This is a genomic window from Kocuria sp. SM24M-10 (assembly GCF_001027955.1).
GTDB lineage: Bacteria > Actinomycetota > Actinomycetes > Actinomycetales > Micrococcaceae > Kocuria > Kocuria oceani.
The window spans coordinates 14222-39357 of record NZ_LDNX01000118.1 but is presented as its reverse complement, the minus strand read 5'-3'; the positions used below and the strand labels follow the sequence as shown (position 1 = coordinate 39357).

At 72.3% G+C, this 25136-nt stretch carries 19 protein-coding genes; 4 read left to right on the top strand and 15 right to left on the bottom strand.

From position 1 onward, the window contains the following. Positions 1–116: 116 nt before the first annotated feature. Positions 117–2237, bottom strand: a complete 2121-nt coding sequence (gene uvrB, locus ABL57_RS13400) for an excinuclease ABC subunit UvrB (RefSeq protein ID WP_047803974.1) — start codon at positions 2235–2237, stop codon at positions 117–119. Positions 2238–2328: 91 nt separating this feature from the next. Between uvrB and ABL57_RS13395 the strand changes: the two genes are divergently transcribed. Then, positions 2329–3195 carry a phosphatase PAP2 family protein gene (locus ABL57_RS13395; protein ID WP_371212483.1) on the top strand — a complete coding sequence of 289 codons (867 nt, stop codon included), beginning with the start codon at positions 2329–2331 and terminating at the stop codon, positions 3193–3195. Between the two features lie 37 nt (positions 3196–3232). Here ABL57_RS13395 and ABL57_RS13390 read toward each other — a convergent pair whose 3' ends face one another. Beyond that, complete coding sequence (locus ABL57_RS13390) at positions 3233–4060, bottom strand: DUF1206 domain-containing protein (RefSeq protein WP_047803973.1); 828 nt, start codon at positions 4058–4060, stop codon at positions 3233–3235. A gap of 326 nt (positions 4061–4386) precedes the next feature. Here ABL57_RS13390 and ABL57_RS13385 point away from each other — a divergent pair, with 326 nt between their 5' ends. Next, positions 4387–5118, top strand: a complete 732-nt coding sequence (locus ABL57_RS13385) for a polysaccharide deacetylase family protein (RefSeq protein ID WP_082157443.1) — start codon at positions 4387–4389, stop codon at positions 5116–5118. Positions 5119–5274: 156 nt separating this feature from the next. On the opposite strand, the gene ABL57_RS13380 is transcribed toward ABL57_RS13385, so the two are convergent. From ABL57_RS13380 to ABL57_RS13350, 7 genes are all read right to left on the bottom strand, one after another. Continuing rightward, entirely contained in the window at positions 5275–6273 is a 999-nt protein-coding gene (locus tag ABL57_RS13380) for a sugar phosphate isomerase/epimerase (RefSeq protein ID WP_047803972.1), read from the bottom strand. A 78-nt stretch (positions 6274–6351) separates the two neighbouring features. Then, a complete protein-coding gene (locus tag ABL57_RS13375; protein WP_047803971.1) occupies positions 6352–7527 on the bottom strand; it encodes a Gfo/Idh/MocA family protein in 1176 nt (391 codons plus the stop codon). Beyond that, the gene (locus ABL57_RS13370; RefSeq protein ID WP_047803970.1) at positions 7524–8393 is read right to left on the bottom strand and encodes a sugar phosphate isomerase/epimerase; all 870 of its coding nucleotides are present in this window, start codon (positions 8391–8393) and stop codon (positions 7524–7526) included. Before ABL57_RS13370 ends, ABL57_RS13375 begins: the two co-directional genes overlap by 4 nt. Positions 8394–8493: 100 nt before the next feature. Further along, positions 8494–9732: a substrate-binding domain-containing protein gene (locus tag ABL57_RS13365; RefSeq protein WP_047803969.1), complete on the bottom strand. Its 1239-nt coding sequence runs from the start codon at positions 9730–9732 to the stop codon at positions 8494–8496. Then, positions 9732–10829 carry an ABC transporter permease gene (locus ABL57_RS13360; protein WP_047803968.1) on the bottom strand — a complete coding sequence of 366 codons (1098 nt, stop codon included), beginning with the start codon at positions 10827–10829 and terminating at the stop codon, positions 9732–9734. Before ABL57_RS13360 ends, ABL57_RS13365 begins: the two co-directional genes overlap by 1 nt. Further along, positions 10826–11836, bottom strand: coding sequence for an ABC transporter permease (locus ABL57_RS13355; RefSeq protein WP_047803967.1), 1011 nt, complete (start codon positions 11834–11836; stop codon positions 10826–10828). Before ABL57_RS13355 ends, ABL57_RS13360 begins: the two co-directional genes overlap by 4 nt. Then, a complete protein-coding gene (locus tag ABL57_RS13350) occupies positions 11833–13341 on the bottom strand; it encodes a sugar ABC transporter ATP-binding protein (protein ID WP_047803966.1) in 1509 nt (502 codons plus the stop codon). Before ABL57_RS13350 ends, ABL57_RS13355 begins: the two co-directional genes overlap by 4 nt. Before the next feature lie 115 nt (positions 13342–13456). On the opposite strand from ABL57_RS13350, the gene ABL57_RS13345 reads away from it, so the two are divergent. Then, positions 13457–14677 (top strand): ROK family transcriptional regulator, encoded by a 1221-nt coding sequence (locus tag ABL57_RS13345; protein ID WP_047803965.1) that lies wholly within the window; start codon positions 13457–13459, stop codon positions 14675–14677. 333 nt (positions 14678–15010) lie between these two features. Here ABL57_RS13345 and ABL57_RS13340 read toward each other — a convergent pair whose 3' ends face one another. The 3 genes from ABL57_RS13340 to coaE all read right to left on the bottom strand — a co-directional run bounded on the left by ABL57_RS13340 (position 15011) and on the right by coaE (position 17879). Then, a complete protein-coding gene (locus ABL57_RS13340; RefSeq protein ID WP_238986059.1) occupies positions 15011–15313 on the bottom strand; it encodes a hypothetical protein in 303 nt (100 codons plus the stop codon). An 87-nt stretch (positions 15314–15400) separates the two neighbouring features. Next, complete coding sequence (locus ABL57_RS13335; protein ID WP_047803963.1) at positions 15401–17155, bottom strand: BCCT family transporter; 1755 nt, start codon at positions 17153–17155, stop codon at positions 15401–15403. A gap of 100 nt (positions 17156–17255) precedes the next feature. Further along, positions 17256–17879 (bottom strand): dephospho-CoA kinase, encoded by a 624-nt coding sequence (coaE, locus tag ABL57_RS13330; protein ID WP_047803962.1) that lies wholly within the window; start codon positions 17877–17879, stop codon positions 17256–17258. 275 nt (positions 17880–18154) lie between these two features. Between coaE and ABL57_RS13325 the strand changes: the two genes are divergently transcribed. Then, positions 18155–18874, top strand: coding sequence for a YigZ family protein (locus tag ABL57_RS13325; RefSeq protein ID WP_047803961.1), 720 nt, complete (start codon positions 18155–18157; stop codon positions 18872–18874). 260 nt (positions 18875–19134) lie between these two features. On the opposite strand, the gene rpsA is transcribed toward ABL57_RS13325, so the two are convergent. The 3 genes from rpsA to polA all read right to left on the bottom strand — a co-directional run bounded on the left by rpsA (position 19135) and on the right by polA (position 25134). Then, on the bottom strand, positions 19135–20613 hold the full coding sequence (gene rpsA, locus ABL57_RS13320; RefSeq protein WP_047803960.1) for a 30S ribosomal protein S1: 1479 nt from the start codon (positions 20611–20613) through the stop codon (positions 19135–19137). Between the two features lie 169 nt (positions 20614–20782). Further along, positions 20783–22195, bottom strand: a complete 1413-nt coding sequence (locus ABL57_RS13315) for a GNAT family N-acetyltransferase (RefSeq protein ID WP_047803959.1) — start codon at positions 22193–22195, stop codon at positions 20783–20785. 47 nt (positions 22196–22242) lie between these two features. After that, a complete protein-coding gene (gene polA, locus ABL57_RS13310; RefSeq protein ID WP_047803958.1) occupies positions 22243–25134 on the bottom strand; it encodes a DNA polymerase I in 2892 nt (963 codons plus the stop codon). Positions 25135–25136 lie beyond the last annotated feature (2 nt).

The window sequence follows — 25136 nt, the reverse complement described above, 5'->3', positions numbered from 1 at the left end:
CGTGCTGACGATCGCAGCGCTGAGGGATACTCCCCTACGCGGGGAGCACTCTACCCCAACCTGGGAGAACGCCGGGAACCGGTGTCACCGCGGGTCGCGGTCCCGGCGGGACGGGCTCAGGCGTGCCCGGCCTGCTGCATCTGCCGCAGCTCCTTCTTCAGGTCCGCGAGCTCGTCGCGGATCCGCCCGGCGAGCTCGAACTGCAGCTCGGCGGCGGCGGCCTGCATCTGCTCGGTCATCTGCGCGATGAGGTCCACCAGGTCCTCCGCCGGGGCGGCGGCGACCCCGTCCCGGCGCAGCTTCTGCTCCGCGGCCGCCACCGCGTCCCGACCGCCCCGGCCCGCGGTCGGGGCGGTCTTCTTCCCGGCGGCCGCCCGCCGGGCCAGCAGCTCCTTGGTGTCCTCCTCCTCGCGCTGGAGCTGGTCGGTGATGTCGGCGATCTTCTTGCGCAGCGGCTGCGGGTCGATCCCGTGCTCGGTGTTGTAGGCGACCTGGATCTCCCGGCGCCGGTTGGTCTCCTCGATGGCCGTGGCCATCGAGTCGGTGATCCGGTCGGCGTACATGTGCACCTGGCCGGAGACGTTGCGGGCGGCGCGGCCGATCGTCTGGATCAGGGAGGTCGTGGAGCGCAGGAACCCCTCCTTGTCCGCGTCGAGGATCGCCACGAGGGAGACCTCGGGCAGGTCCAGGCCCTCGCGGAGCAGGTTGATGCCCACCAGGACGTCGAACGTGCCCATCCGCAGCTCGCGCAGCAGCTCCACGCGCCGGAGGGTGTCGACGTCGGAGTGCAGGTACTGCACCCGCACCCCGTGCTCCATGAGGTACTCGGTGAGGTCCTCGGCCATCCGCTTGGTCAGGGTGGTGACGAGCACCCGCTCGTCGCGCTCCACCCGCACGTTGATCTCGTCGAGCAGGTCGTCGATCTGGCCCTTGGTGGGCTTGACGATGACCTCGGGGTCCACGAGCCCGGTGGGCCGGATGATCTGCTCCACGTAGCCGTCCGCCTGGGACAGCTCGTACTTGCCCGGGGTGGCGGAGAGGTAGACGGTCTGGCCGATCCGCTCCAGGAACTCGTCCCACTTCAGCGGCCGGTTGTCCATCGCGGAGGGCAGCCGGAAGCCGTGCTCCACGAGGGTGCGCTTGCGGGACATGTCGCCCTCGTACATGCCGCCGATCTGGGGGATCGTCACGTGGGACTCGTCGACCACCAGCAGGAAGTCGTCCGGGAAGTAGTCGATCAGGCAGTGCGGCGCCGAGCCGCGCGGGCGGCCGTCGATGTGCAGCGAGTAGTTCTCGATGCCGTTGCAGTAGCCCATCTGCTCCATCATCTCGAGGTCGTACGTGGTGCGCATGCGCAGCCGCTGGGCCTCGACGAGCTTGTTCTGCGACTCGAGCTCCTGCAGCCGGGCGGCGAGCTCGTCCTCGACGGACTTCACGGCCCGGGCCATCCGGTCCGCGCCGGCCACGTAGTGGGAGGCCGGGAAGACGTACATCTCGGTCTCCTCCCGGATGATCTCCCCGGTCAGCGGGTGGAGGGTGTAGATGGACTCGATCTCGTCGCCGAAGAACTCCACGCGGATGGCGTGCTCCTCGTACATCGGGATGATCTCCACCGTGTCCCCGCGGACGCGGAAGGTGCCGCGGTGGAAGTCGACGTCGTTGCGCGCGTACTGCATGTTCACGAACCGGCGCAGCAGCTCGTCCCGGTCCATCTCCTCGCCCTGGCGCATGGTGACCATCTGGGCGACGTACTCCTCCGGGGTGCCCAGGCCGTAGATGCAGGACACGGTGGCGACGACCACGACGTCGCGGCGGGTCAGCAGGGCGTTGGTCGCGGAGTGCCGCAGCCGCTCGACCTCCTCGTTGATCGAGGAGTCCTTCTCGATGAAGGTGTCCGTCTGCGGGACGTAGGCCTCGGGCTGGTAGTAGTCGTAGTAGGAGACGAAGTACTCGACCGCGTTGTTCGGCAGCAGCTCACGCAGCTCGTTGGCCAGCTGCGCGGCGAGCGTCTTGTTCTGCACCATCACGAGGGTGGGCCGCTGGACCCGCTCGATCAGCCACGCGGCGGTCGCCGACTTGCCGGTGCCCGTGGCGCCGAGCAGGACCACGTCCTTCTCCCCCGCCTCGATGCGCGTGGCCAGCTCCTCGATGGCCCGGGGCTGGTCGCCCGCGGGGACGTAGTCGGAGATGACCTCGAAGGGTGCGACCACACGGTTGATCTTCTGCGCCAGGCTCATGGATCCAGGCTACGCTCCGCCCCGGACACGGAGAGCGGGTTCCTCCGGAGGCGATCAGCCGGCACCCGGGACGCCGTAGGCTCTCCCTCACGTGCCCCAGGACGACTCCGCCGCGCGGGCGGACCGGGCGCGCGGACAGGGGGACAGCGTGACCGACAACCTGCGGCGGACCGGCAGCCACCAGGACCGGTTCCTGGGCGAACAGGACCTCACCACCTGGCGGACCCGCCTGGGGCGCTTCCTCGTCCGGTGCGTCCGACGGCTGGCCCGGTGGCTCGGACCGCACGCGGCGGTGCTCGTGCCGCTGGTGATCGGACTGGGCGTCGCGGTGACCATGACGGTCGCCTCCGCGGAGGTCTACGAGGCCGTCATGGACCAGGACGACGCCGCGGCGCTGGACCGGCCCCTGCTGCAGGCCGCGATGACGGTCCGCTCGCCGTGGCTGGACACCTTCGTGACCGCCTACACCCACGTGGGCGGGGTGATCGGCATGCCGATCCTGGCGGCGGTGGCCATGGTCTGGCTCGCCCTCAGCCGGCGGTCCTGGACCCCGGTGCTGCTGGTGACGGTGGCCGCGGCCGGTTCGCTGCTGATGACCGTGGCCGGCAAGCCCCTGATCGGCCGGGCCCGTCCGGACCTGGCCGACGCGGTCCCGCCCTACGAGTACTCGGCGTCCTTCCCCAGCGGCCACTCCCTGAACTCGTTCGTGATCGCGGGCACCGTGGCCTACCTGCTGGTCCTGCGGCAGCGCACCCGCGTGGCCCGCGTCCTCACGGTCGCCGCCGCCGCGGCCTTCGCGGTCAGCATGGCGCTGAGCCGGGTGTACCTGGGCCACCACTGGTTCACCGACGTGCTCGTGGCCCAGACCCTCGGAGCGGCGTGGCTGGCCCTGGTCATCACGGCGCACCGGCTCCACCTCACCGTCCGGCGCCGCGGCCCCGCCTCCCCCGACTCCTGACGGGCGGCGCCCGGACCCGGTCGGGTCCGGGACGGGCTCACATGCGCTGGTACTTCGCGCGGACCACCAGGTACAGCCCGTAGCAGATCAGCCCCACCGCCACGGCCCCGAGGAGCCACGTGCCGAACGGCTGCCCCTGCAGGGACTTGAGGGCGCCGTCCAGGCCGGTCGCCTCCTCGGGGTCGTGCTGCAGGGTGGCCACCACGAAGAGCGCGCCCAGCACCGCCAGGGCCACCCCCTTCGCCACGTAGCCGGCCACCCCGAGCGCGACCACCGCCGAGCCGGTCCCGCCCGGGGGCAGACCCTTGAGCGTCTGCGTGAACGTGCGGGTCACGCCGCGGTAGACGAAGTAGCCGCCGGCGACGACCAGCCCCAGCCCCACGGCCACGAGCAGCACGGTGCCGGCGGGATGGGCCATCAGCCGGGCGCTGATCGACTGCGTGGACCGGCTGCTGTCGCTCGACCCGCCCAGGGCGTAGGTGCCGAAGACCGCGCCGATCGCACCGTAGACCACGGCCTGGCCCCCGCTCTTGAGCCGGTGCTTGAGCTTCTCCCGGTCCGAGCGCTGCGTCGCGCCGAAGACGGCCTCGCTGAGCAGGAACACCGCCAGGGCCGCGCAGCCCAGGAAGCACGCCCACAGCAGCACGGTGCCGCCCGGGGTGCCGGCGAGCGCGGCCACGGCCCCCGACTGGTCCGCCGACCCGGACCCGCCACGGGCCACCCGGAGGGCGATCACCCCGATCATCGCGTGCAGCAGGCCCGCGGCCACGAAGCCGGCCCGGGCCGCGAGGACGAACCCGCGCGAATCCGTGGCATCGTCGGCGGCATCGGCCGCCCTGGTCGCCCGGCGTCCGAGCTCGCCCATGGTTCCTCCCGAGGATAGGGCTTCATCGTGCGCCCCGCGGCGGCTCCTGTCCACGCCGCCCTTCGACGGACACCGGGCAGCCGGCGTGCCGGGCGCCCGCGCCGGATGCCTGCGCGGACACTCGCCACGGACGACGCATGACCGACGATTCCTTGACGGATTAGTTAATACTCTTTACTTTTAGGGCGTCCGATCCGCTTCTCCCCCACCCCTCTCCCACCCCTCCGCCGCCTCAGCCGCTCCCGGGCACCGATTCCGGGCCGGGCCGCGCCCCTCGCCGGCCGTGACGCCTCCACCCGCCGTGACGCCCCTGAAAGGATTCCCCCATGACTCCACCGTCCGCACTGTCCCCCCGGTTCGCCCCCGCCGCACGCCGCCTCGTGGCCGGGGCCGCGGCCCTGGCCACCGCGGTCTCCGCCGGCATGGTCACCGCCCTGCCCGCTCGGGCCGACCAGGCGACCCCCGCCGTCGTGGACTCGACGGTCCACGACGGCCGGTACCTCAGCCTCACGTTCGACGACGGACCGGACCCCGTCAGCACGCCGGCGCTGCTCGCCGTGCTGAAGAAGCACCACGTCAAGGCGACCTTCTGCCTGTGGGGCGAGCACGTGCAGCAGCACCCCGAGGTGGTCCGCCAGATCGCCGCCGACGGGCACCGGCTGTGCAACCACACCATGCACCACGACGACATGGCCGACCGGGACGCGGACGCGATCCGCCAGGACCTCGAGCAGACCAGCGCGGCCATCCGCGCCGCCGTGCCGGGAGCGCGCATCGACTACTTCCGGGCGCCCTACGGCAGCTGGGGACGGACGCCCGAAGTCGCGGCCGAGCTGGGGATGCAGCCGCTGGGCTGGCGGCTCACGATCGGCGACTGGGCGCCTCCGGGCACGGCCGAGCTGGTGCGCCGCATCGAGGAGGGCGTCACGCCCGGGGCCGTGGTCCTGCTGCACGACGGCGGCGGCGACCGCAGCCAGACCGTCGAGGCCGTGGACCAGGTGATCCCCCGGCTCCAGGCCGAGGGCTGGCGCTTCGACAAGCCCGCCCGGCGGGGTTAGGCCCGCCGGGCGGGCGGTCGGTCCGTCCGCAGGCGCCCGGACCCCCGGCTCCACGTCGTCCGGGCGCCGCCCCCGGCGCTCTGACGACGGCCGGTGCCGCTCACGGCGCCGATCGGCCGGCACCGGACGCGGTGGGGCGCGGTGGCCGGGCGCCGTCTACTGCTGGAAGGCGGCGTCGAAGGAGGCGCCGGCGGGACCGAAGTCAAATCGCTTCAGGAAGGCGAGCGCCTCGGGCGCGCCCTGGAGGCGGTCCATCCCGGCGTCCTCCCACTCCACGGAGATGGGCCCGTCGTAGCCGATCGCGGTGAGGGCCCGGAAGCTGTCCTCCCAGGGCACGTCGCCGCGCCCCGTGGAGACGAAGTCCCAGCCCCGGCGGGGGTCTCCCCAGGGCAGGTGCGAGGACAGGATGCCGTTGCGCCCGCCGCCCATCCGCATCTTCGTGTCCTTGCAGTCCACGTGGTAGATGCGCTCGGCGAAGTCGGAGATGAAGGCGACCGGGTCGATCTGCTGCCACAGGAAGTGGCTGGGGTCCCAGTTCAGCCCGAAGGCCTCACGGTGCCCGACGGCCTCCAGCGCCCGGTGGGTGGACCAGTAGTCGTAGGCGATCTCGGACGGGTGCACCTCGTGGGCGAAGCGCACGCCGCACTCGTCGAAGACGTCGAGGATGGGGTTCCACCGGTCCGCGAAGTCCTGGTAGCCGGCGTCGATCACGTCCCGGGAGACCGGGGGGAACATCGCGACGTACTGCCAGACGGAGGACCCGGTGAAGCCGACCACCGTGTCCACGCCGAGCCGGCGCGCCAGCCGCGCCGTCAGCTGCATCTCCTCGGCCGCGCGGGCGCGCACCCCCTCGGGGTCGCCGTCGCCCCAGACCCGGGGTCCCACGATGGCCCGGTGCCGGAAGTCGATGGGGTCGTCGCAGACGGCCTGGCCCTTGAGGTGGTTGGAGATGGCCCAGACTCCCAGCCCGTGGCGTTCCAGGATCGCCAGCCGGTCCTGGACGTACGCGTCGTCGTCCCACCGCCAGGCGTCGAGGTGCTCCCCGGACACGGCGATCTCCAGGCCGTCGTAGCCCCAGCCGGCGGCGAGCTCGGCGACCTGCTCGAGCGGGAGGTCGGCCCACTGGCCGGTGAACAGGGTGTAGCGGTGTCCCATGGCAGTCCTCGGTGTCGTGGAGAGGCGGTCTCCGGTGGATCGGGCGGCGGTGGTGGGTTGGTGGTGGTGGGTCGGGGGTCAGAGCCGGACGGTGGCGCCGTCCCGGGCCGCGCTGTCCGTCACGGCGTGGAGCACCCGCTGCACGGCCAGACCGTCGTCGAAGTCGGGCGCGGCCGGGACCCCCGTGTCGATGGCGTGCAGGAAGTCGGCGGCCTGGCTGGTGAACGTGTGGTCCCAGCCGAGGGTGTGCCCGGGCGGCCACCACGCCCCGATGTAGGGGTGGGAGTCCTCGGTGACGAGGATCCGGCCGTAGCCCTGGACGTCTCCCGGGACGGTGGTGTCGAAGAACTGCAGCTCGTTGAGCCGTTCCAGGTCGAAGCGCAGGCCCCCGCGCGAGCCGTAGACCTCGATCTGGAGGGCGTTCTTGCGGCCGGTGGCGCAGCGGGAGACCTCCAGGCTGACCACCGCCCCGGAGGCGGTGCGCAGGGTGGCCCAGGCGGCGTCGTCGACCGTGACGGGCTCGGTCCCGTCCGGGCCCTCGCGGGTCGCCACGAACGTGTCGGTCGTCCCGGAGACGGACGTGACCGGGGAGCCCAGGAGGAAGCGCACCTGGTCGACGGCGTGCGAGGCGAGGTCCCCGAGGGCCCCGGACCCCGCGGTCTCCCGCCGGAGACGCCAGGTCATGGGCGCGCGCTCGTCGGCGAGCCAGTCCTGCAGGTAGCTGGCCCGCACCTGCCGGACCTCGCCCACCCGCCCGTCTGCGATCATCGTGCGCGCCAGTGCCAGTGCCGGGACCCGGCGGTAGTTGAAGCCCACCATGGCGTGCACCCCGCGGGCCCGGGCGGCGGCCGCGGCGGCCGCCATGCGCTCGGCCTCGGCCACCGTGTTGGCCAGCGGCTTCTCCACGAGCACGTGCTTGCCGGCGTCGAGGGCGGCCACGGCCATGTCGGCGTGCAGGTGGCCGGGGGTGCAGATGTCGACGACGTCGACGTCGGGCCGCTCCAGCACCGACCGCCAGTCCGTGCCGCTGTCCTCCCACCCGTACCGCCGCGCGGCCGCGGCCACGTGCCCGGCGTCCCGGCCGACCAGCACCCGCTGCGCGACGCGCGGCACGGGATAGAAGGCGTTGACGTTGCGCCACGCGTTGGAGTGGGCCTTGCCCATGAAGGAGTAGCCGAGCACGGCCACGCCCAGGACGGCCGGTGCGGGACCCCGGTCGGTGCGGGCGGCCGGCTCGGGTGCGGGGCTGGTCATGGGTGTCCTCCTCGGGTCCGGTCACGGGCGGCGCGCAGGAACGCCAGGCCCTGCTCCGCGAGCTGGTCCTGGGTCGGGGCCAGCGCCCGCCAGACCGCGGCGGCGGTGGCGATGCTGGCGTTGTGCGCGGTGAAGCTCTCGATGTTCAGGGCGCCGGTGTAGCCGACGGCGTCCAGGGCGTCGAAGATGCCCGTCCAGTCGGTCTGGTCCTCGCCGGGGGCTCCGCGGTCGTTGCCGCAGACCTGCAGGTGCACCAGGTGCTCCCCGGCCGCGCGGACGGCCTGGGCGGAGGAGCGTTCCTCGAGGTGCAGGTGGTAGGTGTCCAGGGCCAGGCCCACGCCGTGCCCGAGCAGCGGGCCGAGGGCCTCGAGGGCCTGTGCGGTGGTGTTGAGCAGCGAGGTCTCGTACCGGTTGAGCGGTTCGATGCCCAGGACCACGCCGGCGGCCTCGGCCTCCGCGGCGAGCGGGGCCAGGTTGCGGCGCAGCTGCGCGTAGGCCTGCTCCCGTTCCGCGGCGTCCATCCGCCACAGCCGTCCCGTGTGGGAGTAGAACGGGCCGCACACCGCGGGGGCGCCGACGTCGTGGGCCAGCTGGATGCAGGCGCTGAGGTAGCGCTGGGTCCGCAGCACCACGTCGTCGTCGGCCAGCACCAGCTCCCGCCCGGGGGCCATGGCGCCCACGATCCACGGCCGCAGCCCGGCGAGCGCCTCCCGCACCGTCCCGGCGGTGAAGTCGCCCTCGTGCTCCAGGGGAAGCTCGACGGCCTCGAAGCCCAGGTCCGCGATCTTCGCCAGGAGCGGGGGCAGGTTCGCGTCGGTGAGCGGGGACTCCCACACCCAGGTGTTGACGCCGATCGGGCGGTGCATGGGCGGCTCTCCTTCCAGTGCGGTGTGGTGGGTGGGCGCCGCGCCCGCCGCCGGAGGGCCCGGGGGCCTCCGGCGGCGGACGGGGCGGCCGTCGCGCGGCTCAGGGGATGACCCGGTCCCGCCACACCTCGGGGTAGCCCGGCAGGTCCTCGCCGCCGAACTTGGCGTAGTGGCCGTCCGGCATCCCCTCGTTGTCGGCCAGGAAGCCGGCCCGCTGGTCCTCGGTGATGGGCTCCTGCGGCAGGACCCACTCGGCGGGCACCTCCTCGCCGGCGAAGATCTGCTCGAGGGCCAGCAGCGGGGTGCGCCACTGGAAGTTCGAGTACACCGGGGCGATGCCGGTCAGGCCGGTGTCCTCCCACTTGCGCAGGAAGCTCATCTCGTCCTCGCCGGTCATCACGGGGTAGTCCGCGCCGGCGTCCTCGAAGGCCTCGATGGCGGCGACGGCGCCGTCACCGGCGTCCATCCACACGCCCTGCACCTCGCCGGTGGCGAGCTCGTCGGAGATGATCTTCTTGATCTCGGTGGGGTCGGCCCCGGTGAAGTAGTCCGTGGCCTCGATCCCGTTCTCCTCGAAGATCTTCTCGGCGGCCGCCCAGCGCTGCTCCAGCACGTCGACACCCGGCAGGATGCGCAGCGCCACGACCTTGTCGCCCTCCTGGAGGTTGTCCACCAGGAAGTTCGCCGAGTCGATGCCCCAGGCGAAGCCGCCGATCGGGTGGATGAACGTCGTGGCGCAGTCGGTCTCCACCCCGCGGTCGAAGACCACCACCGGTTTGCCGGTCTCGCAGGCGCGCTCGACCGCCGGGGTGAGGGCGGCGGTCGAGTTGGGCGAGATGATGAACGCGTCGCAGCCGCCCTCGGCGATGAAGTAGTCGATGTCGGCGATCTGCGTGTTGTCGTCGTCCTGCGCGTCGCGGGTCTCCATCTCCGAGATCACCCCGGACTCCTGGAGCACCTTCAGCTGCTCGTTCATGGTGATCCAGCCGGTCTGGCGCCACGGGTTGGAGATGGAGGCGTTGGAGAAGCAGACCTTCTGCGGCCCCTCCGCGGCGTACTGCGCGGTCGGGGTCATCTCCCCTTCGATGTACTGCCTCCAGGGCTGCTCGGGATCGCCCTGGAAGTCGGCCGACCGCTGTGCGGACTGCTCGTCGTACTCGGCCTGGTCGAACCACTCGTCACCACCTTCCGGGGCGGGCGTCGCGGCCGCCTGCTCGGCGCCCTCGGCGCCCTCGGTGGCCGGTGGGTTCTCGATCGATGAATCGGTGGTGCAGGCGGTCAGCCCCAGCAGCGCTGCCGCTGCCACCACGGTGACCTGTGACTGGATGCTTCGGCGCATCATGTTCCTTCCTCGTCGGTGCCCGGGGCGGGCTGTGCTGCGATGGCACGCTGTGGAGCGCGGGCCGGGTCCGCGCGGCCGCGCCGGCGGCGCTGCCACGTCCGGGTGCCCGCGGCGACCGCGACGATGATGATCACGCCCTGCACCGTGTCCCGCCACGTGGACTGGACGCCCAGGAAGTTCAGGAGCGCGAAGAGGGTCTCGAGGGCGAAGGCCCCGGCGGCCGCGGACAGGACCCAGCCGCGCCCGCCGCCCAGGACGACCCCGCCGAGGACCACGGCGGTGATGGCCGTGAACTCGTAGCCCCGCCCCACGGAGGGGTGCACGCCGGCGTAGCCCACCAGGATGATCCCGGCCACAGTCGCGGCCAGGGAGGAGAGCATGAACGCCCGGGTCCGCACCCACCAGACCCGGGCCCCGGTCAGCGCGGCAGCCCGCGGGTTGTCGCCCACGGCGATGAGCGTCCGGCCGTAGGGGCGGCGCATGAGCCAGAAGGCGGCGGCGGCGATCACCGTCACCAGGACCACCGGATAGGGCAGGACCTCCAGGACCGGGACGTCCTCGATGCCCCCGCGGCCGATCTGCCGGAAGCTGTCCGCGGGGTTGCCGGTGGCGGCGCCGCCGGTCCAGTAGAGCACCAGCCCCAGCAGGGCGAGCATGGTGCCCAGGGTCACGATGAAGCTCGGGACCTTCAGGAGCGTGGTGACCAGGCCGTTGACCAGTCCCACCAGGGCGCCGAGGACGAGCATGAGCACCAGGACGGGCACCACCCGGCTGTCGTCCTGGCCGATGAGGTTGCCGGCCACGAACACCTGGGCGGTGACCACCGACCCCATGGACAGGTCGAACTCCCCGGAGACGATCACGAAGTACTGGCCGATGGCGGCGATGGCGATCGGCGCCGTGCGGCCGACGAACCGGATCAGCGAGCCGGGTTCCCCGAAGGACGGGTTGACGGCGATCGCCGCGGCGAGCAGCAGCAGCAGGAGCACGAAGACCGCTCCCCCGGGCGTCCGCAGGGCGCGCAGCACGCGCTCGTGCCGGGGTGCGCGGTTCTGCTGCAGGACGGCGGCCCGGTCCGTGACGGCGGCGCTCATGCCGGGACCTCCTGTCCGCCGCGGGCGTTCTGGTGCTCGTCGAAGCGGGGGGTCCGGCGGGCCACCCTGCGCCGGGCGTACACGGCGACGGCGACCACGATGACGATCCCGCGGACGACGTCCTTGAGGAACGGGTTGATCTGCATGACGCTCATGATGTTGTCGATCATCGCGAAGATCAGCACGCCGCCCAGCGTCCCGACCAGCGAGCCCTTGCCGCCCGAGAGCAGCGTCCCGCCGAGGACGACGGCGGCGATCGAGAGCAGGTCGTAGCCGCCCTGGGATCCGATCGTCGGGCTGCCCACCCCGAGCCGCGCCGCCAGCAGCAGTCCCGCCAGGCCGGCCATCGTGGAGCAGATGACGTGGGCGGCGACGATCGGGGTGCCGGTCTGGATCCCCGACATCCGGGCGACCCGGATGTCCCCGCCGACGGCGTACATGTGGTGGCCCAGGCGGGTGCGCGTGAGCATCAGCAGCACGACGGCGGCGCAGGCCAGCATGATCAGCGTGGAGACCGGGACGGGCCCGATGCCGGTGGCGCCGACCAGCCGGAAGGCCACGGGGGCCTGTCCCGAGCTGCCCTTGTAGTTGGTGGCGAGATAGCCGCTGACGATCAGTCCGGTGCCCAGCGTGGCGATGAACCCGTGGACCTTCAGCCCGGACACGACCAGTCCGTTGACCAGGCCGATGCCCGCCGAGACGAGCAGTGCCACGGCCACGCCGAGCAGGATGTTGCCGGGCTGCCCGGCCATGATCCCGGCCGAGAGCAGGCTGGCAAGGCTGATGACGTAGGGGACGGACAGGTCGAGGCTGCCCACCAGGATCACGAGCGTCTGGCCGATCGCGATGAACCCCAGGACGCTGGTCCCGGTGAGGATCGCCGAGACGTTGCCCGCGCTGACGAAGCTGCGCCCGGCGGCGCCGACCAGCATCGTGCCGGCGAGGAAGGTCAGCAGCACCACGAGGTAGACGATGTGGGTGGACGTGAGCCGGGAGAACGCGGTCATGGTGCGGCCCCCTCCGTCCGGGCGCCGGTGGCCAGCTGGAGCACTTGTTCCTCCGTGGAGTCGGGCGGGAGCTCACCGGAGATCCGGCCGTCCCGCATGACGAGGATGCGCCCGGACATGCCCAGCACCTCCGGCAGCTCGCTGGAGACCATGAGGATGGCCCTGCCCTCGGCGGCGAGCTGGCGCATGAGGTGGTAGACGGCGATCTTGGCGCCCACGTCGATCCCGCGCGTGGGCTCGTCGAGGAGCACGACGCGGGGGTCCACGGCCAGCCACTTGGCCAGCACCACCTTCTGCTGGTTGCCGCCCGAGAGGTACTGGACCTCCTGGTCCAGGTCCCGGGCCACGACCTCGAGGGAGGACAGCACCCCGGGGGCGGCCCTCCTGGCCTCGGCGGTCCGCCGCGGGAAGACGGAGCGGATGACGCCCAGGACGTTGTCCAGGACCGACTGGTCGAGGCTCAGCCCCTGGGACTTGCGGTCCTCCGTGATCAGCGCGATCCGTTGCCGGACGGCCTGGCGGGGCGAGGAGGCGGTGTACGGCCGCCCGTCCAGCTCCATCCGCCCCCGGGTGAAGGGGTGCACGCCGAAGACGGCCTCCACCAGTTCCGTGCGCCCGGACCCCTGCAGCCCGGCGACCCCCACGATCTCCCCCGCCCGCAGCGTCAGGTCGATGGCGTCGAGCTGGTCGTTGCCGCCGTCGTCGACCCTCAGGAGCACCCGGCCTGTATCCGTCCCGGGCTCCGCGTCCGGGAAGTAGGCGGAGATCGGCCGGCCCACCATCATGCGCACCAGGGAGGCGTCGTCCATGGCGGAGGCCGGCTCAGTGCCCACGACCCGGCCGTCCTTGAGGACGGTGATGGTGTCGCAGAGGTCGAAGATCTCCCGCAGCCGGTGGGACACGTAGAGGATGGCGGTGCCGCGCGCCCGGAGCCGGCGGATGATCGCGTACAGCAGCTCCACCTCCGGGCCCGCGAGCGCCGCGGTCGGCTCGTCCATGGAGATGATGCGGGCGTCGTAGCTGATGGCCTTCGCGATCTCCACGATCTGCTGCTGCGCCACGGACAGCGAGCTCACCGTGGTGGTGGGCCGGATGCTGGTGACGCCCAGGTCCTCGAGCAGCTCGCTGGTCCGCGCGTTCATGGCCCGCCTGTCCACCAGCAGGCCGCTGCGCGGCTCGCGGCCGAGGAACACGTTCTCCGCGACCGTGCGGTCGGGCAGCAGGTTGAACTCCTGGAACACCGTCGACAGCCCGGCCGCGTGTGCCTGTGTCGGGTGGTGGAACTCCACGGGGGCGCCGTCGATCTCCACGGTGCCCGCGTCCCGGTCGTGGACCCCGGCGAGGACCTTCATCAGGGTCGACTTCCCGGCGCCGTTCTCGCCCACCAGGCCGTGCACCTCGCCGGCGTACAGCTGCAGCCCCGCGTCCTGGAGCACCGGCACCCCGAAGAAGGACTTCGACAGGCCGGTGACCCGCAGCACCGGGGAGCTCGCACGCTCGTTCATGCGGTCACTGTGACATGCACCACGAACTTCTGTCGACAGTCCGGCAAAAGTTGGTTTGTGTGCATGCGATTGTGACGCGCTTGACCCCCCTAAGAGGCCGTGCTCTACTGACAAAGTGCTGAAGAGTCCACCGCAGACGCCCTCATCGCGGCCGGCGGCCTCGCCCGCTCCCGGGGCGAGCGAGGTCTTCCAGCTGCTGCGCGACGGCCGTCCGAGGACGCGGGCGGAGCTGGCCCGGCTGACCGGGCTGGCGCGCTCCACCGTGGCGTCGCGCGTGGACACCCTCATGGCGCTGGGCCTCGTCACCCCCGACGGAGGAGCCGCCTCGACCGGCGGCCGCCCGCCGTCGCTGTTCGCCCTCAATCCCGGCGCCCGGGTGGTGGTCGGCGCGGACTTCGGCGCCACGCACGCCCGGGTGATCCTGGCGGACCTCTCCGGCCGGGAGCTCGCCGAGGAGCGCCAGGCACTGGCGATCGACGAGGGACCCGACGCGGTCCTGGGCTGGCTCGTGCGCACGGTCGCCCTGCTGCTCGAGCGCGGGAACCGTCCGGTCTCGGAGCTCGCCGCCATCGGCATCGGGCTGCCCGGGCCCGTCGAGCACCGCACGGGCCGGCCGATCAACCCCCCGATCATGCCCGGCTGGGACCGCGCCGACGTCCCCGCCCTCGTGCAGACCCGGTACGACGTGCCCGTGCTGGTCGACAACGACGTCAACATCATGGCCCTGGGCGAGCGGAGCTTCTTCTGGCCCGAGACCACCGAGCTGATGTTCGTCAAGGTGGCCACGGGCATCGGCGCCGGGATCATCTCCGGCGGGGCGCTGCAGCGCGGGGCCCAGGGGACCGCCGGGGACCTCGGCCACGTCCGCGTGCCGCGCGGCGGCGAGGTCCTCTGCCGCTGCGGCAACACCGGCTGCCTCGAGGCGCTGGCCGGGGCGCCCGCGCTGGTGGCGGCGCTCAACGCGCAGTCCGCCGGTGAGCTCGGCACCAGCCAGGACGTGGTCGACCTCGTCCGCTCCGGCGACGCCCGGGCCGTCCAGGCGATCCGTCAGGCCGGCCGGGACATCGGTGACGTCCTGGCCACCTGCGTGAACCTCATCAACCCGTCCGCGATCGTGATCGGCGGCAGCCTCGCCCAGGCCGGTGAGCACCTGCTGGCCGGGATCCGCGAGGTCGTCTACCGGCGGTCCCTGCCCCTGGCCACGGAGCACCTGCGGGTCGCGCCCTCGGTCGCCGGGGACCGGGCCGGGGTGATGGGGGCGACCGTGATGGCCGTCGACCACGTCCTGTCCCCCGAGTCCATCGAGGCCGCCTGCGCCGCCCTGACCACGGGCTGAGGACCTCCGCGGCGCAGCGTCACGGGGCCAGCCCCCAAGCCCGAGACGACGGACCGAGGCCTTGCTCGGCGCCCCGGAACCGGGACTGCGACCCCACGAGACCCGTACCGGGCAACCTGCCATTCCGGCGGCGTCCTCTCTGCGCACCGAGAACGCCGCCCTGGGCCTCCCCGCCCCGTGCTGCACGAATATCGTCCGACGACCTGGCGGAACGGGTGACCGAACTGGTTCTCCGTCGAGCTCGGCACTCATCGCTGTCACGAGCGGCCGGCGCGTGCAGAACGGGCGGGGCGCCTCCGTGAGGCGCCCCGCCCGTTCTGCGGTGCATGCGGTTCAGTTGCGTGCGCTGCCGGTGTTCGTGCCCTCTCCGGAGTCGTCGCGATGGTAGAGGTACTCGTTGCCGTGCTGGTCCTTCTCCACGTAGAAGTGCTCCTGCACCTCCTGGTACCACTGCTTGGCGGCCTCGCTCATGTGCTGGCCCTCCTGGCCCTGGGCGAGGCGGTCCCCCGGCCCGTAGACCCGCATCGCGATGGCGTTGAGCCGGTCGAGGATGCGGTGCGGCTGCTCCCCGTCCCGTGCGGTGGCCTGCTTCTTCTTCACCATGGCGTCCCCCGATGCCGATGTGATGGTGGTCACCATTCTACCGCCGGGGCAGAAAGGAAGCGGGCGGCCCTCCGGCCGGTATCGCCGGTGGGCCGCCCTTCGTATCGCGCTCCGGAGGGGCTACTCGATGTCGCGGATCTTCTTGAGGGAGCCGGTCGTGGTGCGGTACTCCCGGACGTAGTCGGGCTGCTCCGGGTGGTCGATGCTCGGGGCGTTCTCCGGCTCCGAGCCGTGCACGTAGTCCGGCGCCACCACGAACTCCTCGTCCACCGCGCCGTCACTGCTGCGGCGGTGGAACTCCTCCGGGGGCAGCACCCGCCGCCACTGGCGGGTGGGCAGGACGCCGATCTCGCCGGCGTCCTCGCGCAGGGCCCTCAGGAGCGAGTAGATCATCAGGTAGCCCAGCACGAAGAAGGGCAGGCCGATGAGGATGGCCACGTTCTGCAGGGCCGCCAGTCCCGTGGTGCCGGTGGCGGTCAGCAGGATCGCGGCGATCAGGCCGATGGCCACGACCCAGAACACCCGCTGGTGGACCGGGGCCTCCTCCTCGTGGCCGCTGCCCATGGTGTCCATGACCAGGGCGGCGGAGTCGATCGAGGTGATGAAGAACAGCACCACGATGAGCACGCCCACCGCGGAGGTCACCGTGGAGAACGGGAAGTTCTCCAGGAAGACGAACATCGCCCCGGGGATGTCGCCCTCGTCGACGACGGCCTCGACCAGTCCCCCGCCGCCGTTGAGCTCGATGTTGAACACGCCCATGCCGAAGATCCCGAACCAGATCACCGAGAACAGGGTGGGGAACGCGAGCACGCCGGAGACGAACTGGCGGATGGTGCGGCCCCGGGAGATGCGGGCGATGAAGATGCCCACGAACGGCGACCACGTGATGGTCCACGCCCAGTAGAAGACGGTCCAGCCGCTCTGCCACCCGGTGTCCGCGAGCGTGTCGTTCCAGAAGGCGAGCGCCGGGAGCATCGAGAGGTAGGTGCCGGCGGACTCGACCATGCCACGGAGCATCATCACGGTGGGCCCCGAGATGAGGATGAACACGAGCAGGCCGATCGCGATGAGAATGTTGGTGTTCGACAGCCGCTTGATGCCCCGGTCCAGTCCCAGGGCCACGGACACCGAGGCCACCAGGCTCACGGCGGCGATGATGAGGATCTGGGAGAGGGCGGACTCGGAGATGCCGAAGAGCCGGGCCAGGCCGCTGTTGATCTGCATGGTGCCCAGCCCGATGGAGACCGCGACGCCGAAGAGGGTGCCCACGATGGCGAGGATGTCGATGCCCCGGCCCACGGGGCCGTGGATGCGCTCGCCCAGCAGCGGCTGGAACATGGAGCTCACCCGCGGCGGCAGGTTGCGCTTGTACATGAAGTAGCCGAAGGCCAGGGCCGGGAGGGTGAAGATCGTCCAGGTGTGCAGTCCGAAGTGGTACAGCGTGAAGCCCATGGCCTCGGTCGCCGCCTCCATGGACTCGGGCACCACGCCCTGCCGCGGCGGGTTCGCGAAGTGGTTGACCGGCTCGGCGACCGCCCAGAACATCAGGATCGTCCCGATCCCGGCGGCGAAGAGCATGGAGAACCAGGACAGGTTGGTGTGCTGGGGGCGTTCGTCGTCGGCCCCCAGACGCACCTGCCCGAAACGGCTGATCATCAAATAGATGAGGAACAGCAGGAAGACGGTCACCCCGAGGATGTAGAACCAGCCGAGCTGGTCCATGACCCAGGCGGAGCCCTGCGCGAAGAAGGCGTCCATCGGGTCGGTGAACACCAGGGTCAGGACCACGAAGGCGATGATGATCAGGGCGGAGCCGAAGAAGATGGCGGGACTGGTCCGCAACCGCAGGGCATCGTGCAGTGAGTTGAGCATCGGAGAGCTTCCCCGGCCGCCGGCCACGTCGAGCGGACCGCCGCCGTGTCTGGACGACGTGCTTCGGTCGCCCTCGACCCTACCCGGATGTGACGCAGAGTTACAGGCGGCGGGGACGGGCCGGGGACGGCAGGCGGGGCTCGACGTGCCACTCCCACCAGGCGTCCACCCGGTCGAGCAGCCGCTGGACCGAGTCGTCGTTGGCCAGCACGGTGTCCGAGACCGCGGCCCGCTCCTCGTCCGTGGCCTGGGCCGCGATGCGCGCCCGGGCGTCCGTCTCCGTCATCGCACGGTCCTCGACCATCCGGCGCACCCGCTCCTCCACGGGGGCCTGCACGGTGAGCACGTGGTCGAAGCGCTCGTGCTGGCCGGTCTCCACCAGCAGCGGGATGTCCTCCACGAGCACCGCGTCCTCGCCGGCAGCGGCGGCCAGCCGTTCGGCCTCCGCCCGCACCAGCGGGTGGACGATCGCGTTGAGCCGCTGCCGGGCCTCCGGGTCCCCGAACACCAGGGCGCCCAGGGCGGCGCGGTCCAGCCGCCCGTCAGGGGTCAGCACCGAGGGTCCGAACTCCTCGACGATCCCCTCCAGACCGGGCTGCCCGGGTTCCTGCAGGGCCCGGGCGATGGCGTCGGCGTCGATCACCGTGGCGCCGAGCTCCGTGAGCCGCCGGGAGACCGTCGACTTGCCCGAGGCGATCCCGCCCGTGAGTCCGATGGTCAGCATGCGGCCATGGTAGCCGCCGGGCGCGGACGGGAGCGCGCGCCTCCCCGGCGGCCGCGACGGCGGTCAGCACGTCCGGGGGCGTGCCCGACCCATGCGGGCATTGCTCCCGCAGCCGGCGGAACCCGCGGCCCGCCGGGGCGAGCTCCGCCGCCGCGTCGGCGGCGCGGGGCACGTTCCGCCCCGGCGCGGGCCCGTCCGCTCGGTGCCCTCCACCGATCCGGGCAGCAGCAGCGGCCCCGTCGAGGGAGCGCCGGGGCCGCCCTAGAGTGGGGAGCATGGACCCGGACCCCCTGCTCAGTCGCGCCACCGGCTACACCACGCTCGCCGCGGGGACCGAGGCGGTGGCGGAGCTGGAGATCAAGCGGTCCCGGTTCCTGGCCGTGCTCCGCCGGGCCGGCACCGAGGCCGAGGCCCGGGCCCTGGTGGAGGAGCTGCGCCGGAGCTTCCACGACGCCCGCCACCACTGCTCCGCGTTCGTGCTGGGCCCGGACCGGGACGTCCAGCGCTCCTCGGACGACGGGGAGCCGGCCGGCACCGCCGGCCTGCCCATGCTGGAGGCGCTGGTGCTGCGGCGCACGGGCACGGCCGCGGGCGGCGCCGACGTCACCGACCTCTCCGACGTCAGCGCGGTGGTGGTGCGCTGGTTCGGCGGCACCCTGCTCGGCGCCGGCGGACTGGTGCGCGCCTACTCCGACGCCGTGTCCCAGGCCCTCGACGGGGCGCAGCTGGTCCGCCGCCGGCGGCAGCGCCTCTACCGCCTGCCGGCCTCGCACGCGGACGCCGGCCGGATCGAGAACGAGCTGCGGGCCACCGGCCTCACCGTGCTGGGCACCTCCTACGGGGCCGCGGGCGCCGAGCTGGGCCTCGCCCTGCCCGACGACGACGCCGCCCTCGCCGCGGCGCACTCCCGGGTGGCCGCGCTGACCGGCGGCGCCGGGGTCCTGCACCCGGACGGCGTGGACTGGGTCGACTCCCCCGACGCTCCCCCGGCCTGAGCACTCCGCGGCGGACCCGGCCGTGGGACCGGGACGGCCGGGCCCGGGGCGGGACCGCCGGGTCGCATCGGTGGCGTCCGGGGCCGGTTCCGGCCGAGCCGCGGCAGCCGCTGCCGGAGCGTGACCGCGCGGGAGCGTGACCGGGCCGGAGCATGACCGCGCCGGTAGCGGCCGCGTCCGGACACGGGGACGGCCCCCGCCCTGGACAGGGCGGGGGCCGTCGGAGCGCAGTGCGGGACTGCCTACCGGTGCCGGTCGACTCAGGCGCCGGTGAGCTTCTCGCGCAGCGCGGCCAGGGCCTCGTCGGAGGCCAGGGTGCCGGAGTCGGCGGGAGCCTCGGAGGAGTAGCTGGTCGGAGCCGGCGCGGAAGAGGAGGACGAGGAGGACGAGGAGCTCGTCGTGCCGCCGGCGGCCGCCTCGGCGTCCTCGGCGATCGACTTGCGGACCTGCTCCTTGTGGGCCTCCCAGCGGGCCTGGGCGTCGGCGTACTGCTGCTCCCAGGCGGCGCGCTGCTCCTCGAAGCCCTCGATCCACTCGTTGGTCTCGGGATCGAAGCCGGCGGGGTACTTGTAGTTGCCCTGCTCGTCGTACTCGGCGGCCATGCCGTACTGGGCCGGGTCGAACTCGGTGGAGTCCGGGTCCACGCCCTCGTTGGCCTGCTTGAGCGACAGCGAGATGCGGCGGCGGTCCAGGTCGATGTCGATGACCTTGACGAACAGCTCGTCGCCCACGGAGACGACCTGCTCGGCCATGTCCACGTGGCGCTGGGCCAGCTCGGAGATGTGCACCAGGCCCTCGATGCCGTCCTCGACGCGCACGAACGCACCGAAGGGAACGAGCTTGGTGACCTTGCCCGGCACGACCTGGCCGAGGGCGTGGGTGCGGGCGAACAGCTGCCACGGGTCCTCCTGGGTCGCCTTCAGCGACAGGGAGACACGCTCGCGGTCCATGTCCACGTCGAGGACCTCGACGGTGACCTCCTGGCCGACCTCGACGACCTCGGACGGGTGGTCGATGTGCTTCCAGGACAGCTCGGAGACGTGCACCAGGCCGTCGACGCCGCCCAGGTCCACGAAGGCACCGAAGTTGACGATCGAGGAGACCGTGCCCGTGCGGACCTGGCCCTTCTCGAGCTTGTGCAGGAAGTTGGAGCGGACCTCGGACTGGGTCTGCTCGAGCCAGGCACGGCGGGACAGGACCACGTTGTTGCGGTTCTTGTCCAGCTCGATGATCTTGGCCTCGATCTGCTGGCCGATGTACGGCGCGAGGTCGCGCACGCGGCGCATCTCGACGAGGGAGGCGGGCAGGAAGCCGCGCAGGCCGATGTCCAGGATGAGGCCGCCCTTGACGACCTCGATGACGGTGCCGGTGACGACGCCGTCCTCCTCCTTGACCTTCTCGATGTCGCCCCAGGCGCGCTCGTACTGAGCCCGCTTCTTGGACAGGATCAGGCGGCCTTCCTTGTCCTCCTTGGTGAGGACCAGAGCCTCGACCTCATCACCCACGGTCACGACCTCGTCGGGGTCGACATCGTGCTTGATGGACAGCTCGCGGGACGGGATGACGCCCTCGGTCTTGTAGCCGATGTCGAGAAGGACCTCGTCGCGGTCGACCTTGACGACGGTGCCCTCGACGAGGTCGCCGTCGTTGAAGTACTTGATGGTCGCGTCGACAGCGGCGAGGAAGTCCTCCTCGGACCCGATGTCGTTGACGGCAACCTGCGGGGTGGTGGTGGTCATGTAGTAGGGGCTCCGATGTGGATAGGTTCTGATCAGTCGGAACGGCACCTGCCGGCCGGCCGCGGCCGCTCCGAAGGACTGTTGGACAGGGTGCGTGCACAGCACGCACCGGCTCAGTCTACGGATGCGCCGAAAAGGAAGCAACACGCGCCCGCGCGGGCGGCGCCGGTCAGAACTGCGTGACCCCGTAGGGGGCGGTCGGCGTCTCCATGAAGTCCTGCAGGTCCCGCAGCGCGTCCTCGTCCCGGGCGACGATCAGTCCGGCCTGGGCCAGGGTGCTGGCCTTGACCGCCCCGAGGTACAGGGAGCCCAGCACGTCCACCCGCATCGCCACGTCGGCCCCGTCGGGCAGCTGCACCGCGGGCACGGACCGGCCGGCGTCGTCGTCGGCGGTGCGGGGACGGTCGGCGACGCGCTCCACCACGGGGCGCCCGCTGGTGGTGTCCAGCGCCCACAGGCCGTCGGCGTAGCCCATCGAGTCCACCAGGGAGATCACGATCCGCCCGCGCACGGTGTACGGGCGGGCCTCGAGGGCGGCGGCCGGGTCCAGGACCCGGACCCAGACCTTGTCCGACTCCGAGGTGACCCGGTACTGCGCGCGGTCGGTCATCGCCCACACCAGCGGGTCCTCCACGGGGGCCCGGCCGAAGCGGACCCGGTCCACGAGGTCCAGGGAGGTGACGAACTCCCACAGGGCGATCGACACGTCCGGGGAGGCGCCCACGAGGTCGAGCACGGTGAGGGTCAGCGGGTAGGAGGTGTTGGGCTCGAACCGGTAGGTGACGTAGCCGTCCGGGCGCATCGCGTCGTCGTAGTGCACGGCGCAACGCACCTCAGGGTCGGCCTTCTGCGGGGTGATGGCGTACTCCCCCGTGTACTCCGGCCAGTGGTAGGCCACCCGGCTCACCGACCCGTGCGAGCTCTCGTGGAAGCGCTGGAAGAGCACGGGGGCCAGCTGGCGCACGGCCTCCCCGTCGGCCATCTCCACGGTGCCCACCGTGGGGGCCTTCAGCTGCAGCCGGGTGGTGGCGTCGACGCTGACCTCGCGGTTGAACGTGGCGGCGCCGAAGCCGAACCGCCCGTAGATGGTCGCCTCCGTGGCGGTGAGCAGCGCCACGGGGTAGCCGTCCCGCTGCGCGCGGTCGAGGTCGCCGGTCATCAGCCGGCGCAGCAGGCCCCGGCGGCTGTGGGTGGGGCGCACCGTGACCTCGGAGATCAGCCGTGCGCGCAGCAGCCGGCCGCGGCCCACGTTGAGGGAGCCCTCCCACGAGGTGAAGGTCGCCACGGGTCGCCGGGTGGGCAGCGCCGCCTCGGGCACCGCGTGCGGATAGGCGGCCCGCAGCCGGACCCGCTCGGCGTGCATCCAGGACAGGGTGCGCTCGAGGGTCTCCTCGGTGGGCTCCGCCTGGTGGAAGCCCTGGCGGATTGCCCGGACCCACTCCACCGCGGCGGGGTTCCCCGCGGTGCCGCCGGGGCCCACCCCGAACTCCGCGAAGGTGTAGTCGTGCCCGCCGGCCGAGTAGGACTCGGTCACGGTGCCCGGGGTGGTCGGCGGTGTCGGTGCCTCGTGCGTCAGGTCCATGTCGTGTCCTTCGTCGGCGGTGCGGAGCAGGCGGTCGGGCGGAGCGGTCAGTGGGCCGCCTCGTGCCAGGACCGCCCGGCGCCCACGTTGACCTCCAGCGGCACCGCCAGCTCGGCGGCCCCGCCCATCTCCTCGCGCAGCACCTGCTCCACGGCGGCCGTCTCCCCGCGCACGACCTCGACCACGAGTTCGTCGTGGACCTGCAGGAGCACCCGGGAGGACAGGCCCTCGGCGGTGAAGCGGCGGTCCACGCCCAGCATCGCCTTCTTGATGATGTCCGCGGCCGAGCCCTGGATCGGGGCGTTGAGGGCGGCGCGCTCGGCCATGGCCCGCAGCTGCCGGTTGTCGCTGGAGAGGTCCGGGAGGTAGCGGCGGCGGCCGTCGATCGTGGCGGTGTAGCCGTCGGCGCGGGCCTGCTCCACGACCCCGCGCAGGTAGTCCCGCACGGCGCCGAACCGGGTGAAGTAGTCGCTCATCAGGGTCCGTGCCTCGTCCACCGGGATCCGCAGCTGCTTGGAGAGCCCGAAGGAGCTCAGCCCGTAGACCAGCCCGTAGCTCATGGCCTTGACCTTGGAGCGCATCGCCGCGGAGACCTCCTCCGGGGCCACGCCGAAGATCTTCGAGCCGACGAACCGGTGCAGGTCCTCGCCGTTGCGGAACGCCTCGATGAGCGCCTCGTCCCCGGACAGGTGCGCCATGATGCGCATCTCGATCTGCGAGTAGTCGGCGGTCAGCAGCTGCTCGTACTCCCGGCCCGTCCCGGGGTGCCCCACCACGAACAGGGCGCGGATGCGCCGGCCCTCCTCGGTGCGCACCGGGATGTTCTGCAGGTTGGGGTTGGTGGAGGACAGCCGGCCCGTGGCGGCGACGTTCTGCATGTAGGTGGTGTGCACCCGCCCGTCCTCGGCGATGGCCTTCTGCAGGCCCTCGACGGTCTGCCGCAGCTTGTTCGCGTCCCGGTAGGCCAGCAGGCTCGCCAGGAAGCGGTGGCCCTTGGAGTCGGGGTCGGTGCGGGTGAGCAGCTCCGCCACGGCGTCGGCGTCGGTGGTGAAGCCGGACTTGATCTTCTTGGTCCTCGGCAGCCCCAGCTCCTCGAACATCACCTGCTGCAGCTGCTTGGTGGAGCCCAGGTTCACGGGCTCGGCGATCTGGGCGTGGGCCTCCTGCTTGGCCTGCTCGATCACCCGGGCGAAGTCGTCGAGCAGGACCTGCACGCCCTCGGGGTCCACCGCGATCCCGGCCAGCTCCATCCGGCCGAGCACGACCGCCAGCGGCAGCTCCAGGTCGGTGAGCAGGCCGGTCTGGTGCGTCTCCGCGAGCTTGTCCAGCAGGTGCTCGGAGAGCTGGGTGGTGGCCACGGCCAGCTCCGCCTCCCGGCGCAGCACGGCCGGGTCCGGCCAGGGCCGCTCCTCCAGGGTCAGCTCCTGCTGGCCCTGGGCGGCGGGGCCGGTGTCCTCCGCGGCGGCCACCGTCAGGCCGAGCCGCTCCTCGAGCAGCGCCGGCAGCTCGTAGCTGCGCCGCGCCGGCTGCAGGAGGTAGGCGGAGAGCTGCGGGTCGTCCACCACGCCCTCGAGCACCAGCCCGCGTACGGACAGGGACTTCCAGACGTCCTTGACCCCGTCCACGATCTTCGCCCGTCCCGCGTCGGCGAGCCACCCGGCCAGGGCGGCCTCCAGTGCCGCGTCCGCGGCGGAGAGGTCGAGGAACACGGCGGAGGGGGCGTCCCCGCCGCGGGCCAGGACGACCCCGGAGAGCTCGCGGGCCCCCGGCAGCTCGGGGTCGTCCGCGCAGTGCAGGGCGCGCAGGACCACGGGCGAGTTCCCTGCGGCGAGCCAGTCCTGCAGCTCCTCCCCGGTGCCGGGCCGGGCCACCTCGCCGAGGCCGAGGTCGGCGGGCGGGGCGCTCTCGTCCTGCGGCCGGCCGAACGCGTCGAAGAGCCGGTTGCGCAGCCCGTCGCCGAACTCGAGGTCGTCGAAGACCTCGCCCACGGCCTCGGCGTCGGGCACGGGCAGCCCGGCGTCGGCGAGGTCGACGTCGAGGCCGAGGTCGGTGACGAGCCGGTTGAGCCGCCGGTTGCGCTCCACGGCCGCCCGGTGCTCGCGCAGCGCCTCGCCCTTCTTGCCCTTGATCCGGTCCGCGTGCTCGAGCAGCGAGGGCACGTCCCCGTAGGCGAGGATCCACTTGGCCGCGAAGCCGGCCCCCACCCCGGGCACCCCGGGGAGGTTGTCGGCCTGCTCCCCGGTCAGCGCGGCGAGGTCGGGGTAGTGCTGCGGCGGGACCTTGTACTTCTCCACCACCGCGGCGGCGTCCATGTGCTTGAGATCCGAGGGGGTGCGCCCGGGGTAGACCACCGTGACGTGGTCGTCGATCATCTGGAAGGCGTCCCGGTCCCCCGAGAAGACGAGGACCTCGTAGTCCTGCTCCGCGCCGCGGCGGGCCAGGGTCGCCAGGACGTCGTCGGCCTCGTGGCCCTCCGCGGTGACCACGGGCACCCCGAGTGCCTCGAGGATCCGTCGGATCTGCGGGACCTGGCCGTGGAACTCCTCGGGCGTCTCGTCCCGCCCGCCCTTGTACTCCCCGTACTCCTGGGAGCGCAGCGTGGGGCCCTCGAGGTCGAAGGAGACGACCAGGTGCGTGGGCTTCTGCTCGCGGACCAGCTTCACCAGCGTGTTCACGAAGCCGTACACGGCCTCGGTGTGACGCCCGTCGGAGGTGACGAAGGCGGGCCCGCCGCCGTACTCGGCGGCGCGCGAGAGCGCGAAGAACGCCCGGAAGGCCAGGGAGTGGCCGTCGACCAGCAGCAGCTTCCGCTCCGGCCGGGAGACCGGCCGGGGGATCTCGACCTCGACCGGGTGGTCGGTCTCGGCCCCCACGGTCACCGTGCGCACGCCGGCCTCGGAGCTGCTGTCGGTCAGGATCTGCTGCGTCGTTTCACTCACGG

Coding starts and splice junctions, on each gene's coding strand:
- uvrB (WP_047803974.1), bottom strand. CDS start 2,237: ATGAGCCTGGCGCAGAAGATCAACCGTGTGGTCGCACCCTTCGAGGTC.
- ABL57_RS13390 (WP_047803973.1), bottom strand. CDS start 4,060: ATGGGCGAGCTCGGACGCCGGGCGACCAGGGCGGCCGATGCCGCCGAC.
- ABL57_RS13385 (WP_082157443.1), top strand. CDS start 4,387: ATGACTCCACCGTCCGCACTGTCCCCCCGGTTCGCCCCCGCCGCACGC.
- ABL57_RS13380 (WP_047803972.1), bottom strand. CDS start 6,273: ATGGGACACCGCTACACCCTGTTCACCGGCCAGTGGGCCGACCTCCCG.
- ABL57_RS13375 (WP_047803971.1), bottom strand. CDS start 7,527: ATGACCAGCCCCGCACCCGAGCCGGCCGCCCGCACCGACCGGGGTCCC.
- ABL57_RS13370 (WP_047803970.1), bottom strand. CDS start 8,393: ATGCACCGCCCGATCGGCGTCAACACCTGGGTGTGGGAGTCCCCGCTC.
- ABL57_RS13365 (WP_047803969.1), bottom strand. CDS start 9,732: ATGCGCCGAAGCATCCAGTCACAGGTCACCGTGGTGGCAGCGGCAGCG.
- ABL57_RS13360 (WP_047803968.1), bottom strand. CDS start 10,829: ATGAGCGCCGCCGTCACGGACCGGGCCGCCGTCCTGCAGCAGAACCGC.
- ABL57_RS13355 (WP_047803967.1), bottom strand. CDS start 11,836: ATGACCGCGTTCTCCCGGCTCACGTCCACCCACATCGTCTACCTCGTG.
- ABL57_RS13350 (WP_047803966.1), bottom strand. CDS start 13,341: ATGAACGAGCGTGCGAGCTCCCCGGTGCTGCGGGTCACCGGCCTGTCG.
- ABL57_RS13335 (WP_047803963.1), bottom strand. CDS start 17,155: ATGCTCAACTCACTGCACGATGCCCTGCGGTTGCGGACCAGTCCCGCC.
- coaE (WP_047803962.1), bottom strand. CDS start 17,879: ATGCTGACCATCGGACTCACGGGCGGGATCGCCTCGGGCAAGTCGACG.
- ABL57_RS13325 (WP_047803961.1), top strand. CDS start 18,155: ATGGACCCGGACCCCCTGCTCAGTCGCGCCACCGGCTACACCACGCTC.
- rpsA (WP_047803960.1), bottom strand. CDS start 20,613: ATGACCACCACCACCCCGCAGGTTGCCGTCAACGACATCGGGTCCGAG.
- ABL57_RS13315 (WP_047803959.1), bottom strand. CDS start 22,195: ATGGACCTGACGCACGAGGCACCGACACCGCCGACCACCCCGGGCACC.